General features: G+C 35.0%; 21 protein-coding genes and 1 tRNA gene. 15 read left to right on the top strand and 7 right to left on the bottom strand.

Annotated elements, in window-relative coordinates; genetic code table 11:
* Positions 1-21 precede the first annotated feature (21 nt).
* From AC4BBR_RS06565 to AC4BBR_RS06575, 3 genes are all read left to right on the top strand, one after another.
* Complete coding sequence (locus AC4BBR_RS06565; RefSeq protein ID WP_490461744.1) at positions 22-405, top strand: DUF4430 domain-containing protein; 384 nt, start codon at positions 22-24, stop codon at positions 403-405.
* Positions 406-520: 115 nt separating this feature from the next.
* Positions 521-940: a pyridoxamine 5'-phosphate oxidase family protein gene (locus tag AC4BBR_RS06570; RefSeq protein ID WP_490461745.1), complete on the top strand. Its 420-nt coding sequence runs from the start codon at positions 521-523 to the stop codon at positions 938-940.
* A 21-nt stretch (positions 941-961) separates the two neighbouring features.
* A complete protein-coding gene (locus tag AC4BBR_RS06575) occupies positions 962-1,372 on the top strand; it encodes an EVE domain-containing protein (RefSeq protein ID WP_490461746.1) in 411 nt (136 codons plus the stop codon).
* 57 nt (positions 1,373-1,429) lie between these two features.
* Here the strand turns inward: AC4BBR_RS06575 and AC4BBR_RS06580 are convergent, their stop codons facing one another.
* Genes AC4BBR_RS06580 through AC4BBR_RS06590 form a run of 3 tightly spaced genes read right to left on the bottom strand, consistent with a single transcriptional unit; the run spans position 1,430 to position 4,234 of the window.
* Positions 1,430-2,653 (bottom strand): ABC transporter permease, encoded by a 1,224-nt coding sequence (locus tag AC4BBR_RS06580; protein ID WP_490461747.1) that lies wholly within the window; start codon positions 2,651-2,653, stop codon positions 1,430-1,432.
* 15 nt (positions 2,654-2,668) lie between these two features.
* Positions 2,669-3,361: an ABC transporter ATP-binding protein gene (locus tag AC4BBR_RS06585; protein WP_490461748.1), complete on the bottom strand. Its 693-nt coding sequence runs from the start codon at positions 3,359-3,361 to the stop codon at positions 2,669-2,671.
* Between the two features lie 12 nt (positions 3,362-3,373).
* A complete protein-coding gene (locus AC4BBR_RS06590) occupies positions 3,374-4,234 on the bottom strand; it encodes an efflux RND transporter periplasmic adaptor subunit (protein ID WP_490461749.1) in 861 nt (286 codons plus the stop codon).
* 206 nt (positions 4,235-4,440) lie between these two features.
* On the opposite strand from AC4BBR_RS06590, the gene AC4BBR_RS06595 reads away from it, so the two are divergent.
* The 5 genes from AC4BBR_RS06595 (at position 4,441) to AC4BBR_RS06615 (ending at position 8,991) form a co-directional block, all read left to right on the top strand.
* Complete coding sequence (locus AC4BBR_RS06595) at positions 4,441-5,175, top strand: metallophosphoesterase (RefSeq protein WP_490461750.1); 735 nt, start codon at positions 4,441-4,443, stop codon at positions 5,173-5,175.
* A gap of 79 nt (positions 5,176-5,254) precedes the next feature.
* A complete protein-coding gene (locus AC4BBR_RS06600; protein ID WP_490461751.1) occupies positions 5,255-7,447 on the top strand; it encodes a Tex family protein in 2,193 nt (730 codons plus the stop codon).
* Positions 7,448-7,449: 2 nt separating this feature from the next.
* Complete coding sequence (locus tag AC4BBR_RS06605; protein ID WP_490461752.1) at positions 7,450-7,935, top strand: SprT family protein; 486 nt, start codon at positions 7,450-7,452, stop codon at positions 7,933-7,935.
* A gap of 84 nt (positions 7,936-8,019) precedes the next feature.
* Positions 8,020-8,745 carry an ElyC/SanA/YdcF family protein gene (locus tag AC4BBR_RS06610; protein ID WP_490461753.1) on the top strand — a complete coding sequence of 242 codons (726 nt, stop codon included), beginning with the start codon at positions 8,020-8,022 and terminating at the stop codon, positions 8,743-8,745.
* 163 nt (positions 8,746-8,908) lie between these two features.
* Positions 8,909-8,991 (top strand) — tRNA-Leu (locus tag AC4BBR_RS06615).
* Positions 8,992-8,997: 6 nt separating this feature from the next.
* Here the strand turns inward: AC4BBR_RS06615 and AC4BBR_RS06620 are convergent.
* The 3 genes from AC4BBR_RS06620 to AC4BBR_RS06630 all read right to left on the bottom strand — a co-directional run bounded on the left by AC4BBR_RS06620 (position 8,998) and on the right by AC4BBR_RS06630 (position 11,814).
* Positions 8,998-10,353, bottom strand: a complete 1,356-nt coding sequence (locus tag AC4BBR_RS06620; RefSeq protein WP_490461754.1) for a recombinase family protein — start codon at positions 10,351-10,353, stop codon at positions 8,998-9,000.
* A gap of 111 nt (positions 10,354-10,464) precedes the next feature.
* Positions 10,465-10,791: a hypothetical protein gene (locus tag AC4BBR_RS06625; RefSeq protein ID WP_490461755.1), complete on the bottom strand. Its 327-nt coding sequence runs from the start codon at positions 10,789-10,791 to the stop codon at positions 10,465-10,467.
* 108 nt (positions 10,792-10,899) lie between these two features.
* Positions 10,900-11,814, bottom strand: a complete 915-nt coding sequence (locus AC4BBR_RS06630; protein WP_490461756.1) for a helix-turn-helix domain-containing protein — start codon at positions 11,812-11,814, stop codon at positions 10,900-10,902.
* A 608-nt stretch (positions 11,815-12,422) separates the two neighbouring features.
* Between AC4BBR_RS06630 and AC4BBR_RS06635 the strand changes: the two genes are divergently transcribed.
* On the top strand, positions 12,423-12,563 hold the full coding sequence (locus AC4BBR_RS06635; protein WP_490461757.1) for a hypothetical protein: 141 nt from the start codon (positions 12,423-12,425) through the stop codon (positions 12,561-12,563).
* Between the two features lie 4 nt (positions 12,564-12,567).
* On the opposite strand, the gene AC4BBR_RS06640 is transcribed toward AC4BBR_RS06635, so the two are convergent.
* Positions 12,568-12,945 carry a helix-turn-helix domain-containing protein gene (locus AC4BBR_RS06640; protein WP_490461758.1) on the bottom strand — a complete coding sequence of 126 codons (378 nt, stop codon included), beginning with the start codon at positions 12,943-12,945 and terminating at the stop codon, positions 12,568-12,570.
* A gap of 126 nt (positions 12,946-13,071) precedes the next feature.
* Between AC4BBR_RS06640 and AC4BBR_RS06645 the strand changes: the two genes are divergently transcribed.
* From AC4BBR_RS06645 to AC4BBR_RS06670, 6 genes are all read left to right on the top strand, one after another.
* A complete protein-coding gene (locus AC4BBR_RS06645; RefSeq protein ID WP_490461759.1) occupies positions 13,072-13,239 on the top strand; it encodes a hypothetical protein in 168 nt (55 codons plus the stop codon).
* 13 nt (positions 13,240-13,252) lie between these two features.
* Positions 13,253-13,429 (top strand): hypothetical protein, encoded by a 177-nt coding sequence (locus AC4BBR_RS06650; protein WP_490461760.1) that lies wholly within the window; start codon positions 13,253-13,255, stop codon positions 13,427-13,429.
* A gap of 438 nt (positions 13,430-13,867) precedes the next feature.
* Complete coding sequence (locus AC4BBR_RS06655) at positions 13,868-14,041, top strand: hypothetical protein (protein WP_490461761.1); 174 nt, start codon at positions 13,868-13,870, stop codon at positions 14,039-14,041.
* Between the two features lie 339 nt (positions 14,042-14,380).
* Positions 14,381-14,620, top strand: coding sequence for a helix-turn-helix transcriptional regulator (locus tag AC4BBR_RS06660; RefSeq protein WP_490461762.1), 240 nt, complete (start codon positions 14,381-14,383; stop codon positions 14,618-14,620).
* Between the two features lie 2 nt (positions 14,621-14,622).
* Positions 14,623-15,321: a Rha family transcriptional regulator gene (locus AC4BBR_RS06665; RefSeq protein WP_490461763.1), complete on the top strand. Its 699-nt coding sequence runs from the start codon at positions 14,623-14,625 to the stop codon at positions 15,319-15,321.
* Positions 15,322-15,495: 174 nt separating this feature from the next.
* A complete protein-coding gene (locus tag AC4BBR_RS06670; RefSeq protein ID WP_490461764.1) occupies positions 15,496-16,281 on the top strand; it encodes a PD-(D/E)XK nuclease-like domain-containing protein in 786 nt (261 codons plus the stop codon).
* Positions 16,282-16,286 lie beyond the last annotated feature (5 nt).

Here is a 16,286-nt window from a genome sequence, read left to right on the forward strand (position 1 = left end):
TAATTAAGGGAGGCACTAAAAATGAAAAAAATGATAAAAACAATGATGATCATTATGGTGATCTTTTTATTAGGTGCGTGTGATAAAACAACCGATAAAAAAGACACAACCAAATCAAGCGAAAACCAGCGAAACGTCACGATCATCTTGAAGGAAGACGACAAAGAGTTTGACAAAAAGGAAGTGAAAGTCAAAAAAGACGAATCATTGCAAACGGTCATGGAAACAAACTATAAAATAGAAATGGCGAAAGATTTTATTCGTGGTATTGATGGTCATCTGCAAGATACAAAAGAGAGTAAATATTGGATGTATGATGTGAATGGTAAACAACCTGATGTAGGAGCTGTTGAATATTTTCTAAAAGATGGTGATACGGTTACTTGGACCTTGAATAAATTATAAAATAAAGAAGCGTCTAAAAAAAGATTTAACAAACCCTGACAATCAGTTGTCAGGGTTTGTTTGTTAGAATGAACTTGTCAGTCAGACAAATGAAAAATAAGGGAGTAAACAATTTATGAAAATAGCAGAGGCGTTTAAAAAAATAATGGGTGAGCAAACAGAGATCGCATTAGCAACGAGTGTTGTGGAAATACCTAATGTTAGAATCGTCAGCTTTTTTTACGATGAAGAGAAAAAATGTCTTTTCTTCTCAACATTCAAAGGAAACGAAAAAATGATAGAGTTTCAAAAAAATCCTGATGTTGCGTTTACAACGATTCCAACTGCCAATACCAATCATGTTCGAGTACATTACGCTCAAGTGAAAAAAAGTGATTTAACTGTTTATGACGTAGCAGAACAATGGAGTCGAAAGATTCCTAGTTATGAAGACAATATCGAACAAGCTGGATCTATGTTAACATTATACGAAATTCAGTTCACTCAAGCCATCGTGACTTTAGGGATGGACAGCAGTGAGACGATTAATTTATAAGAATGAAAAGGAGGAAATACTATGAAGTATTGGATCGGTGTTGCATCTAAAGATCATGTAGAGCTTGGTGTGGCAGGCGGTTTTTGTCAATTATGTCACGGAAAATCAGCTCCCCTGAATCGAATGAAGGCAGGTGATTGGCTGATTTATTATGCACCTAAGCAAAGTTTAAATACTAAAGAACCTTGCCAGGAATTCATTGCGCTGGGACAAATTTTACAAGGAGAGGCATATCCATTTGAAATGACGCCTGGCTTTATTCCAGATAGAAAAGATATTACCTTTTTGAAAAATATTCAATCAGTTCCACTACAAGCTGTTGCAGATTTTCCATTGTGGCAGGAGTATCGATCACGCTTGAGATTTGGTCATTTTCAAATTCCTGATGAGTTGTTTCACTTCATCGCCTCTAAAATGAAAAAAGAAGGATAACTAAAAAATCAGGACAGAGAAATTATTCTCATCCTGATTTTTTTCAATAATAACTATTTATTCATAACGTAATGCTTCAATTGGATCAAGTTTTGCTGCTTTTCTTGCTGGATAAACTCCAAAGAAAATACCAATAGCGCTTGAAAATAAGAGTACTGCTATAATTGAGCTTAAAGTGAACTGAGCAGTGATATCTAAGGCACTGGCAACACTAACAGCTAAGATTGCGCCTAAGGTTAAACCAATCAATCCACCAATCAAGCACAGAATAACTGATTCTGTTAGAAACTGGAACAAGATATTACTGTCTGTTGCTCCCAACGCTTTTCTCGTTCCGATTTCCCTAGTTCGCTCGGTTACTGAAACGAGCATGATATTCATCACACCGATACCGCCGACAAGCAAAGCAATAGCTGCAACAGCTGCAATAAAGTTGATAAATAAGCCTAATACATTATTCACTTGATCTAATGCTTGCAAGAAGTTCGTCGCGGTGTAAACTTTTTCTCCTACAGTATTATGACGTACAGAAAGGATATTTACGATTTGCTTAGAAACAGCATCAATATCATCTTTGGATTTTGCGATTACAGTTAAACTAGTAATTTTCGTTGCTTCAGGGTTTAGAGTATTTGCTGTTGTTAGAGGAATCGATATATAGCCCATCAATTCTTGCTCATCAAAAGAACCGACGATTTTTTCTACAGTACTTTTAGTTACGCCGATGATACGCACACTGATTTGCCCTTTTTGTCCTCGCAAGTTGATTTTCTCACCAACAACATTTTCACGTCCACTGAAAAAATATCGAGCTGTATCAGCACTAATCACAGCTACTTTACTTCCTTCTGAATACTCAGTTGTACTAAAATACCGACCATAGACAATGTCTTTATCCATCGTTTGATTTGTATACTGCAAATCAGGCGTTCCAGCCATAATCAATGTTGCTTTTGATTTGTCATTTGCGACTCCCACTGCTTGAATTGAAACAACAGGAGAGACGTGATCAATTTGAGGAATGCCATCTTTTAAAGCTTTAATATCTTTACTAGTGATTTTTTGACTGTCCGTTGCATCTCGACTCGTGGATACGGATATTGTAGAAGCGCCTAAATCACTGAATGTGCCAGTGATTTGACTTGTAGCGCCATTCCCCACAGCTAATATCGCGATAACAGCGGCAATTCCGATAATGATTCCAAGCATAGTCAAAAACGAACGCATTTTATTCGCTAAAATACTATCGATCGCCATTTTGAAACTTTCAATAATTCCCATGAAAACGACCCCCTTCTATAGCGTTTTTTGATCTAATACTGATTGATCATCAATGATTTCGCCATCTCTAAATGATACGATTCGCTTTGTGTATTGTGCTACATCAGGTTCATGTGTGACCATGACCACGGTTGTACCAGCATCGTTCAAATCTTGGAAAATTTTCATGATTTCCAGCGTCGTTTTTGAGTCTAAATTTCCTGTTGGTTCATCAGCCATTAAAACAGCTGGATCATTTACGATAGCACGAGCTATAGCCACACGTTGTTTTTGTCCACCGGAAATAGCATTTGGTCTGTGTGCGACACGATCAGCTAAACCAACTTTTCTCAAAGCTTCTAACGAGCGTTCTTTGCGCTCTTTTGCTGAAATACCAGAATAAACCATAGGTAGAGCAACGTTATCTAAGAGTGACATCCTAGGCATCAAATTAAAGGATTGAAAAACAAACCCAATTTCTTTATTTCTAACATGGGCACTTTCATTACTAGTCAAGTTGGTAACATCTTGTCCGTTCAAGTAATAGGTTCCTTCGTCAAAACGATCCAATAAACCAAGAATATTCATCATAGTTGATTTACCAGAACCGCTAGGGCCCATAATAGAAGTGAATTCTCCTTCTGCGATATGTAGAGAAACGTGTTTTAAAGCTTCTAATTCTTCTCCGCCGGTACGATAGATTTTTACTACATCTTTTAAATCGATCAATCATTTCACCTTCTATTCTTTGGTTACTTCAGCATTGTTTTTGATATCAGAACTAGGAGAAAGAATGACTGTTTCTCCTTCTTTTAGTCCGCTTTTTACTTCAATCAATTTATCTGATTGAATCCCAATTTCAATTTTTGTTTCTTTGGCAACGCCATCTTTAACAACATAGGTGATTGGTTCATTTTTATCATTATACGTTAAAGCTTCGATCGGCAAGGCAAGGACATTTTCAACGGTTTTTGTTGTGATATCGACATCTACATCAAAGCCAGCAAAAAGATTTTCTGGCGTTTTATCAAATGCTACCTTAGCACCTAGACTTGCACTTGTTCCTGTTGCCGTTTGATTAGTTTGAGCAGTGGGATCTTTTTCAGTGACCTTTCCTGGGAATGTTTGATTATCACTTGTAATCTCAGCTTTTTGATCCACAGCTACAGCAGAAGCTTCTGAATTTGTTAGCTCCAATTGAACGTTTAACGTAGAAAGATCATTTAATTGAATTGACGCTTGTCCTTGTTGAGCATTTGTGTCAGCTTGTTTAGGATTGATATTGACTTGAGTAATTGTGCCATCGAAATCAGCAATCAATTGTAAGCCGTTATCATAGGTTGCTAAGACTTTGTCTTTTTCTACTTTGTCGCCTGTTTTCACAAACACATCCGCGACATTTCCAGTACCAACAAGTGTTTGTACTTTGTTTGGTATTAAAGTACCTGTTGTGGAGAGTTTTTCGATGATTGTTTTCTTTTGTACTTCTCCAGTTCGGACAGTAACAGCGTTGGACTTTACCGAGTTACCTTGAACCATGAAGAAAATAATAAGCGCAATAACTAAGACTGCTAGAATACCGAAAATAGTTTTCTTTTTCATAAATTTCAGCTCTTTCCTACTCATTTTTATGACGTAGTGTCATTCGTTTAATCTTACTAGTTTTTGTGCGAAAAGTCTAAGATTCGTTTCTAATTTAAAAATATTGTTACTTAAACAGAAATTCCTCTTTTTTTGACGAATAAAATGAAATCATATCCTGTACTTGCGTTATAATAAAAGAAAATTATTGAAAAGGAGATGAAGCCATGAAGGAATTTGTCTATGCAGTCAGTGATATTCACGGAGAATATGAGTTGTTTAGAAAATTAATTCAATATTATGATCCAACGATGCATCAGTTGGTGTTGATAGGGGATCTAAATGACCGTGGTTTTAAAACAAAAGAAAGTTTTTTACTTGGAAAAACTTTGGTTGAAGAGCACGGTGCTATCTATCTTAGAGGAAATCATGAAGAATATTTTCTGCAGTTTTTAAAAAATCCAGAAGATTGGTTTACTAGTTATATTCGAAATGGTGGCAAAGAAACCATCGAAAGTTTACTTCATAAAGGAGCAATAGAAGAATATTCACCTACAGAAATTAGTATGATGATTCGCAGCCGTTATAAAGAATTGATTGAGTTTTTGGTTGAACGCCCACTCTATTTTGAATGGGAGAACTATTTATTTGTGCATGCTGGTGTAGACTTGAATAAAAAAGATTGGCATGAAACGAGTTCCCATGATTTTATTTGGATTAGAGAACCGTTTCATCAGGGAAAGAATAACACTGGGAAAACAATCGTTTTTGGGCATACGATTACGCCGATGCTTCATGGAGACATGGAAACAACTGATTTATGGTATTCAGACAATAAAATAGGGATTGATGGTGGTGCTGTTTTTGGAGGTTCCATTCACGGTGTGATTTTTAACAGAAAGGGGATTGTACAGGATATTGAATATCAAAATTTAAACGACCCTTGGCAGCCAGATTTTTAAGCTTTTTCCTCGTCCTATATTTCAATCTGAAAATATGCTAAAATGAAAGAGTATGTTGAATGAAAAGAGGTATATAAATATGGCAGACACTTATAACCAAGACGTAGTTAATTTACTTCAAAAAGAATTAACGGAATATCGTCCAAAACAATTAACAACTGTACTAACTTTATTGAGCGAAGGCAATACAGTTCCTTTTATTGCTCGTTATCGTAAAGAAATGACAGAAAGTTTAGATGAAGTTCAAATTCGTGAAATCGAAGAACGTTATACTTATTTAAGCAATTTAGAAAAACGTAAAGAAGAAGTCTTACGTCTGATTGAAGAGCAAGGCAAGCTTACGGATGAGTTAGCTATGTCTATCCAAAAAGCGATCAAAATGCAGCAAGTAGAAGATTTATATCGTCCTTACAAACAAAAACGCCGTACCAAGGCAACTATCGCTAAAGAAAAAGGCTTAGAACCTTTGGCAGACTGGTTATTGAATTTTCCCGCGCAAGCAGATGTAACAAAAGAAGCTGAAACATATGTTGATGCAGAAAAAGAAGTAGATTCAGCCGAAACAGCGTTACAGGGTGCGCATGAAATCATTGCTGAACGTGTGTCTGATGAACCTAAATTTCGTACTTGGATTCGTGACTTTACCTTTAAGCATGGTCAATATGTCAGCACGGTCAAAGATGAAGAAAAAGATGAGAAATCCGTTTATGAAATGTATTATGATTTTTCTGAACCTGTAAGTAAAATGGTTTCTCATAGAGTATTAGCGACAAACCGTGGCGAAAAAGAAGATATTTTGAAAGTTGCTCTATTAGTAGAGGAAGAAAAAATCAGTTCTTATCTAGACCGTCAATTGATTGGCAATAATAAGCAATCCCCAACTGCTGTGTATGTTGAAACTGCTTATTTGGATAGCTACAAACGATTTATTGGTCCGGCAATCGAACGGGAAATCCGCAATGAGTTGACAGAAAAAGCAGATGAACAAGCGATCAATATTTTTGGTGAGAACTTACGTAATTTATTACTGCAACCACCTTTGAAAGGTAAAGTTGTTTTAGGATTTGATCCTGCTTATCGAACAGGTTGTAAACTGGCGATTGTTGATGCAACAGGGAAAGTATTAGCGATTCAAGTGATTTATCCGCATAAACCGGCCTCAGGAGAAAAACGAGCAGCTGCGGGTCATGCATTTAATCAATTAATCGAAACGTATCAAGTTGAGATGGTGGCGATCGGTAATGGAACGGCTAGTCGTGAATCTGAGCTGTTTGTTGCTGAACAGTTAAAGCAAATCAAACGAGACGTTTTTTATGTAATCGTCAATGAAGCAGGGGCTTCGGTATACTCAGCAAGTGACGTGGCAAGAACCGAATTTCCTGATTTACAAGTAGAAGAAAGAAGTGCGGTTAGTATCGCTCGACGCTTGCAAGATCCTCTAGCTGAATTGGTAAAAATTGATCCTAAAGCAGTTGGTGTGGGTCAATACCAACATGACGTTTCTCAAAAACGTTTAGCTGAACAATTAGACTTTGTAGTAGAAACAGCTGTGAATCAGGTCGGTGTAAATGTAAATACGGCCAGTCCGCAGTTATTACAACATATATCAGGTTTAAATAAGACAACTGCTCAAAATTTGATGAACTATCGAGATGAACATGGCGCATTTACCGCTCGTAATCAAGTAAAAAAAGTTCCTCGTTTAGGACCAAAGGCGTATGAGCAAGCAATCGGCTTTTTACGTATTCCAAATGGAAAAAATATTTTAGACAATACAGGAATTCATCCGGAAAGTTATGATGTTGCCAAAGCAATTCTAGAAAAAGCGAATGTCAAATTAACAGATTTGGGCACATCCGATGCAGCCCAGCGTATAAAAGCTATATCTTTAACGCAATTAGAAACAGAATTAGCAGTTGGAAATGAGACTTTAAAAGATATTATTTTAGCGTTAGTTCAACCTGGAAGAGACATGCGTGATGAAATGCCTGCGCCACTTTTAAGAAAAGATGTTTTGTCGATGGAAGATCTTAAATCAGGAATGGAGCTACAAGGAACGGTTCGAAATGTTATTGATTTTGGCGCTTTTGTTGATATTGGTGTAAAACAAGATGGTTTAGTGCATATTTCAAAACTGAGCACAAAATTCGTTAAACACCCGACCGATATTGTTGCAGTAGGTGATGTTGTGACAGTTTGGGTGGAAGAGATCGATACGAAGAAAGGTCGCATCAGCTTAACGATGTTGCCGCAAGCTGAAAGGAAAGAATAGCTTTGAATCGTTTTTCTAAAGAAGGAAAACCAATTACCAAAGTATTAACAGATACTCAATTGCAAGTAATGGTAGAAGAAATTTCTAGATTATCATTTGGAAAAAGGTTTATGCATAAAGCTTTTTTCAATCGTCGTTTAAGAACAACTGGCGGTCGATATCATTTAAATTCACACAATATTGATTTTAATCCGAAAGTAGTTGAACGCTACGGAGAATCAGAATTAATCAAAGTGATCAAGCATGAACTGTGTCATTATCATCTTCATTTAGAAGGGAAAGGATATCAACACAAAGATGCTGAATTTAAATTACTACTAAAACAAACAGGTGGAAGTCGCTATGTTCGTTCCTTAGTAGAACAAACACCGCAGTCATATCACCAATACCAATGTGAAAAATGTCAAACATTGATTTTACGAAAAAGGAGAATCAATACCCACCGCTTTGTTTGTGGGAAATGTCGTGGCAAACTAGTAGAATTGTAGTGATGAAGCAAAACTGTACCGTCTTTTCTTTTATTAGAGAAGACGGTATTATAATAAAATCAATTAAAAGAAAAGAGGATAACTATGATTCGGCATTGGAACACAGTCATTGACTATTTAGCTGAAAAAGAACCAATCAATGGAGAATATGATCTTGCTATATTAGCAGGCAATAGTTTGCCATATTTAGCTGATGAGCTGATTCAATTGTACAAAAAAGGTATAGCATCAAATCTTATGCTGGTTGGAGGAATTGGACATGCTACGCCATTTTTACAAAAAAATTTAAGAGACATAGGAATTAAGGTCGGTGATATTAGTGAAACGGACATGTACTTAGAGTATTTTAAACAAAAATACGCCATCGACAAGACACTATTTCTAACCGAAACGAGGTCAACGAATTCTGGTGAAAATGCACGTTATTCACTAAATAAACTAAAAACAATAGGAATAATTCCAAAGAAAATCTTACTATTAGAAGATCCTATTATACAAAGAAGAATTAAGGCAACATTTGAAAAAGAATGGCAAGAGATGGACACTATTTTTACAAATTATGTTCCTATCGTTCCGTCTATCAATGCTATTGACGGAATAATTTCCTTTGAAGATGAGCGACTGAATAGTTTGTGGAACAAGGACTATTTTTTTTCTTTAGTTTTGGGTGAAATTTCGCGACTTAGAAATGACGAGAATGGTTACGGGCCAAAAGGAAGGAATTATATTGGGGAGATTGAAATTCCGCCACATGTGAGCGAGTCTTATGAGAAGCTATGTCAAGTATATGACTATAGTGAAAAAAGATAATCCCCAATTTGTAATCAAATTTAAAATACTGAGACTTTATTGAAAGATTGACAAAAACTTTATCGTATTTTATTATAAATTCAGCTAGCATTTTTTTTGCTGTAAAAATGCGGTCATGGCGGAATGGCAGACAGGCAACCGTTAATTAGTAGACTAGCAGAAAGCGGACGTGATGGAACGGCAGACATGCAAGATTGAGGGTCTTGTGAGCTTTAGCTCGTACGGGTTCAAATCCCGTCGTCCGCATACTATTTAAATCAAATCAATTTTTATTTGGCGGTCTTTGTTGAAAGTTATTTCTTTGACAAGTGATCGCCAAAACTGTTTTCTTTCTGCTGCAGATAATGTTTCGTAATGTTCATTTAAATCGATATCAGCAAACTTAGAATAGATGCTTGTATCTATGGTTGGTATTTCGATTTTTTCAATTTTCTCAAGTTGTGATACTAAAGTAGCACGATCCTCTTTGTATTCTTCAAGTCCGATAATTTCATTTAGATAAGCAGCTTTAAGTCGTTCTATTTTATTTTCTATGTTTTGTTGTTTCTTCTGCTTTTCGTTGTCATTATTCTTCTTTTGATTTATATTATTAACCTTCTGCTTGAGCAGGATAGGAATCTCACTAAGCAAGTGCGCCTCTAAAATATGTTCTTTCAAAACTTTTGCATTAGAACATTTCGGGACCTCGTAAGCGTAACGGCAATTATAAATTGATTGATGAGGATATCGAGTTCGACTTCCATCTTTTCGTTTGGCGGAATAATAGGCTTTCCTACCTGAGTTCATTTTTCTACCACATTCTTCGCAAACTAATAGTCCACTAAAAATGTATTCATGTTTAGTATTTGATTTTTTGTTTATTCCCAATTGTCTATTAACGGAATCGAAAAGAGACTTGCTTACGATTGGTTCGTTATAATTTTCGTTGTCTCTGAAAATGCCGATATATTTTTTGTTCTTTAGCATTTCGCGAATTGACTGAGTGTTACGTTGTATACCAAATTCTTCAAGTAAGAATCTTGATGTTTTATTTAAGTTCGCATGTTCATCATAAAATTCAAATACTTTTTTTGCAATTGGCGCCTGGTCATTCGGTACTAGTTTTTTATGCTCGATAGAAAAACCGAAAGGCGTAGTACCAGAAATAACCTCGCCCATTTTCACCTTATTATTAAAAACTGAAATCATACGCTCAGAAGTCATTTGAGCTTCCAATTCGGCAAAAGACATAACTTGGTTTATAAATGTTTTACCGTATGCTGTAGTGGTGTCGTAGTAAGGCTGAGATACAGCTAACCAATTGACCTGATATTTTTCCAGAACGTCTTGTGTATTTAGGTAGTGCTTAAGTGATCTAAACCATCTATCAAGCTTAGTAAATAAGATCAAATCAATTTGATCGTGCTTCACATCATTTAAAAGTCTCGTAAATTCGTCTCGATCTAACTTCTGACCGCTTATTCCATCATCAACATAAACTGAATGTACAATGATATCCTTTTGATTGTTTACGTATTCATTCAATGTATCTTGTTGTTCGCGTAAGCTGTCGCCAAATTTTGCTTGTTGGTCGCTTGACACCCTGATATATAATGCTGCCCGTTTCATGTTGTGGCACTCCTTAAAGTTTGATATACTAAACATAATTAAATAAGCTTATTGCGGTTTGTTTTTACGTACTTGCTTCTTGGTCGGAGGGAGTACGTTTTTTGTTCATCATTAAGAAAGATTATTAAGTCCTAGAGGTTTTTTATAAATGAGTTGTCCTTTACTAAAAAACAGATGAGCTTCTTTCCCATCATCCATTTTATAAACATACATTTCTAGTTCGGAGAAAGAATCTTGTTTTATTAACGAATCAGGTGCCCAATTATATATTTCATCTTTATCTATTGTTTTACTCTTAGGTTCTCCAATGTACTCAATTACTTTATCAGTGCTTACTCCAACTTCTAAGCTTTTTAAATCATCGAATGTTGCGTTCCCTTTACCACAACCAAATAAAAATAAACCAACTAGAATCAAGCTAATTACATACTTTTTCATTTTAAAACTCCTTTATTTTTGATTATTTCGATTGTATCACTTAATATGTAATTTATCTATAACTTATCTATAACTTATCTATAACAAATATAAGAATAAATGGAATTGCTAATCTTTTTTAAACAATCCAACATCATAGCTAGACATCATTTTATCACTATCTTTATCCAGTGTTAATATTTTTACTTCTTTTTTAACTTGTTCAGCGTGTAGTTCTTCTCCTATATCTTCTAATATATGTATAAAATCATGTACCCTCTCAATATAAATCATTTCACCAGTAACTAGATACTGCAATAAATTGCTTAAATATTGCAAATTCAATTTGAAATTGTAATCAGTCTCAAGTTTGTTTTGTTTTTTTGCAAGTTTAATGTATTTATCAGCACCCTCGTGGTCCACCAAATACAATTTCAGAGAAATTATATTGATGAGGGTATTGTGGGCATATTTTTTTGTTTCTGGATTACGATTGTTTTCGAATGGGATTGGTATAATCCTTGGAACGATTAAATCAACTTGTTTAGGAGAAAAAAGTCGCACTATATTTGAAATGAGTATGTAATCATGTTGTAAGTAGAAATCTTTTTTGAAAAGATATTCAAAAATATCGTCAGCTTCATTTTGAGTGATTTCGTCGATTTCTTCCCAGCGAGATCCAAAAAAATTTTTGATCGCTATATAATTCGAAAGCTGGATCGAGTTCTTATTTTCTATTTTTTTAAGTTTTTGATAATAATCAACCAATTTAGCCTTTTTGCTTTTATTATTAAGGTGAGAACCGCAGTAATAATAAAGTTCCTTGAACTTTGTTAATTCATTATTCATATCAAAAAAATGAAAAAACTCGCTGGAAGAAATTCCGATTTTCAAGAAAACGTTCTGAAGTTCGTCTATTTTAATACTCCTACTATTATTTTCTATGCGGGAATAAGCAGAAGAGTCCATGTAATCCGGGGTCATTTGTTTTTGAGAGAGTTTAAGTTTAGTTCTAAAAAAACGTAAAGTATCGCCTATATTCATATGTTTCATCCTTTCTAAATGTGATTTTAACATGAGAAAAGGTTGGAAAATGAAAAATAAGACAAAATTAATAAAAAAAAGTTGTTTTCGATGTCAAATTCACAATTCATCAAATAGTGCTTTATATAACTGTCATTGTTTGTTATTATTTACCCATGGAGATAACCTGTTTGCAAACTTTTGTTTCTAAATAAAAGATGGAGGAGAGTGTAAAATGATTACTTTGATAGCGGCAGTAAGCGGATTAATAAATGTTTACGTTATTACTTCTGGAGCGTAAAAATAAAAAATCAGTCGTAATTTAGTATTAAATAAAAAGTGCGTAACATAAAAAAAGAGCTGATCCTAACATCCATGGGCTACCAACCCATGTCAATTGTTAGGATCAGACACTAAAGTGATAGCTTTAGTGTGCCACTCTCATCTTGTAGCTATTGCTACAACATATATAGTATAACAAACTATTATCTTAATATCACCCTTTTTATCAATTAGTGGTGATTTTTAACCTATTTGTTGTACGTGTGTTGTCAGTTGTTGCAGATAAAGAGCCAGTGCATACTAAGTGTACTGGCTTTTTTACATAAAAATAGAAGAGGGTGTATTTCATGGAAAATAAATCGAGTAATGTTGAGGTAGAGACATATAAAAAAGCAATAACAGAACTTGTTGATAGTATCGAAAATATTAAAATGATAAAAAGGATATACGATTATATCTATAGAAATATAAAAAGAGCCGGCAATTAAATTGTCAGCTCTTTTTCTTTTCGCTTTTGACGATTTCGTCATAAGTATCCATAATCTTTTCTAAAGCCAACAGTTCTTCTTCGCCTAACTTGGCAAAAGTTTTAAAAAGGTTCTTATGAAATTCGTTTTCCCCTTGCATAATATCTTCGATTGCTGCTTCTACATCATCATCCGATTGGTGAAACATTTCCCCTTGACCGGTAGTCAACCATATGTAATCTGCATTGAATTGCTTGCATATTAATTTTATAGTGTACTCTGGCAAAATGACTGCACCGCGTTCCCACTTGCTAACTGCAGACTTACCTACCCCAAGAATCTTTCCGAATTCTTCTTGACTTAACTTCAATGCTTTTCTAAGCTCTTTTATCCTATTATTCAAATTGGAATCCTCCTTTTCATATCTACATTATAAAGTAAAAAATGTCTTAAGGCAACTTTTTGTTGACAAAAGAGTCTTGAAGACTTTATAATGTGTATGTAAGACACAAGAAGGGGGGTGACAAGCATGACTAAAGCAACAAAAGATAAAACTAGAGATCGTGTAATGAAAGAATTTGTAATTTCAGATGATCCTAAAAAATCATTTATTACAGGTTACATGATTGGTGTTGCTGAACAAGCAGCGAAAGTTGCTACAGAAAAGGAGAAGGCGAAACATAAAAAATCAGCATAGGAGGGAGGTAGTTATGAAAAAGGATAAACTAATTGAGATTTTGGCAGAACTAAATCAGCAAAAAAAAATGCTCCAGGTCATTATTAACGACAAGGAGCAAAAAGATTGGATTGGTACTATATTGATTTTTATTCTCGGTATAGTTGTCGGATGTATGCTATTCCAGCTAGGAACAGACTTGTTGAGATAGTGAGTAGTTTGAAGAAATTTTCGTTTGAACTTTCGTAATAAGCTGAAGTATTGAAAGATAAGTAAGTGAAAATGAAAGAAAGTAATAATGTATTAGCTCTACGACTCATATAGACCTTGTATAAATCCAACCAACTACTACTTATTTTCAACATGTCATTTGGATTGTATATATTATGATAAAAAATCATTGATTTATGTTCATAATATTTTGTTTTCGCCTTATCTTCTAAATGCTTAATATACTTGTGGCTATTCATTTTGTACAGCCAAACGATGAAAAGAATGATCGATAACCAAAATGAATATTTTTCAATAAACGGTATTGACCACTTTACTAATTTATACATTAACTCATCTCCTTCTGTATTTCATTATATAGAAAGACAGAAATAAATAATAGATAGAAATATGCAGAATCAAAATAGGAGGAAAAGGTATGTCAAAAACAACAATCGAAATAAGAGGGGAGCCAAGCGTGGAAGCTCAAAGGAAAGCTTGGAACATTTTGGCTAAAGCATACGGAAGACGGCACGGAGTAGAACTTACTCTTACGTTTGAAGATGAGGAGCAACACGACGTTGAAAAAGCGGGGAAAGATGAAGGAGCGTGACGCTTTGATACCAACAGCAAACCTAATATTACTAACAGTATCAATCATCTGTTTAGCCACAGGCAAGACGGTGCAAGGCAGTATATTTTTAGTGGTTATGTGGGTGGGGAGTGTTTTAGTCAGAATGAGAAAGGAAGATGAGAAATGAAATCAAAACTAATTAACGCACTACTAGACACGCCGTTTGCGATCTTACTAGCTTTTGTCTCATGGTTATCCATTTGGGCAGGACTGCTTGTGATCGTAGTGTATGTGGTCAATAAAGTCTTTGAGTTTCCGCAGCACATCTCATGGGCAACTAAGAGACGGCGTAAAAATATTAATTAGGAGGAATTTAAAATGCTAGAAGAAATCAAAGAAACAAAGAAAGAATCAAGATTTGAGAGTTCTGTCCATGTTTACAGAGCAATTCATCGCATGACGCAACAGCAGTTAGCTGACAAGGTGGGGAAATCTAGACAAACGATCATTCAGCTAGAAAGAAATAGATACAATCCATCATTGTTACTTGCTCACGACATAGCTGACGTTTTCGGAGTTCCGATTGAACAAATTTTTACTTTTAAGAAAGGGGAATAAGTATGGAAGTTTTAGAGCAAACATTAGACAGTCGTGAAGTTGCAAAAATGGTAGGTATGAGACATGATAATTTGCTTCAAAAAATTAATAGCTATATCAAATATTTAAGAAAAGATGCCGCCCTTAAAAATAAGGTGGGCGAATATTTCATCCAGTCAGAGTATTTTGACGATAACAGTCAACTTAGACGTTGTTTCCAAGTGTCAAAAAAAGGGTGTGATATGATCGCAAACAAATTATCTGGTGAAAAAGGTGTTCTGTTTACCGCTAGGTATATCGAGGTATTTACAACAATGGAAAACCACATCAAACAACAAGAGCAGTTGCCACAATCACCAAGAGCGCAATTAAAGCTTATGTTTGATTTTCAGGAGGAAACAGCGGAGCGAGTAGATGCGATTGAGAATGATTTGAACGACATCAAAGAGAACCAACTTTTAAACGAGCCAGATTATTCAACTATCTCAAAAATGGTACGACGAAAAATCGCTGTTATCAGCGAAGAACAACGCTTAAACAATAAACACAAGAAAGAGTTATTCACGGATTTAAACGGAAGCATAAAGAAGATAACAGGAGCGGTAGCGAGAAACAGAATCAAAGAGAAGGACTTTGAAAAAGTAGTTGATTTTATTAATAATTGGCAACCATCAACGGCAACACTAACAATTATTAGGCAGATGAAACTTGATGAAGAATAAAAAAAGACCGATAGGATGGCAGTCCTGTCAGTCACTAACGAAATTAAACTTATCAAAAGTATACCACGGAAAGGTGGATTTTGACAATGACGCCAGAACAACAAGAAGCATTGGATTATTGGTTGACTACTCCGCCCGAAGAATTTTATAGCGAAGAATATCAGGAGGAATCAGATGACTACATTGACTGAAGAAAATTATTACGATAAACAATGGGAGTTTCTATCAGCGTCGCAGTATAAAAGTTTTATTTCTTGCGAAGCCAAAGCATTTGCTGAACTAACTGGAGAAATTCCTAAAGAGAATACTGAAGCATTTTTAGTTGGTAACTATGTCCATTCTGCATTTGAGAGTGACGAGGCACACGAGAAATTTAAGAAAGATCACGAGAAAGAAATGCTAACTAAACAAGGTAAATTAAGAGCTGCTTTTATTGGTGCAGAAGAAATGGTCCAAAGATTAAGAAAAGACGTCTTTTTCGATGGACTCTATCAAGGGGAAAAAGAAGTCATAATAACAGGAACATTGCACGGAGAAGATTGGAAAGGCAAAATCGATTGTTTAAATATAGAGCAAGGCTATTTCGTTGATATCAAAACAACAGCAGATATCCACAAAAAAATCTGGTCTGAATCTCGTAGAGTATGGACTCCGTTTGTAGAAGCTTACGGTTATTACGAGCAAATGGCGATTTACAAAGACTTATTAGAACAGAAATATAATAAAGAATTTACTCCATATATTATCGCAGTTAGTAAACAAACTCCTTGTGATATAGAAGCTATTGAAATTAGAGCCGAACTACTAATAGTAGCTTTAAACAATGTGAAAGAAAACATAGAACGTGTTTCTGCAGTTAAAAACGGTGAAGAGAAACCACGAATGTGCGGTAAATGTGATTATTGTCGTGGGCATAAACAATTATCAGGGTTTGTGTCATCAGAAGAACTGATTAGTTAGGGAGT

This window comes from Enterococcus sp. AMC1251 (assembly GCF_058216535.1).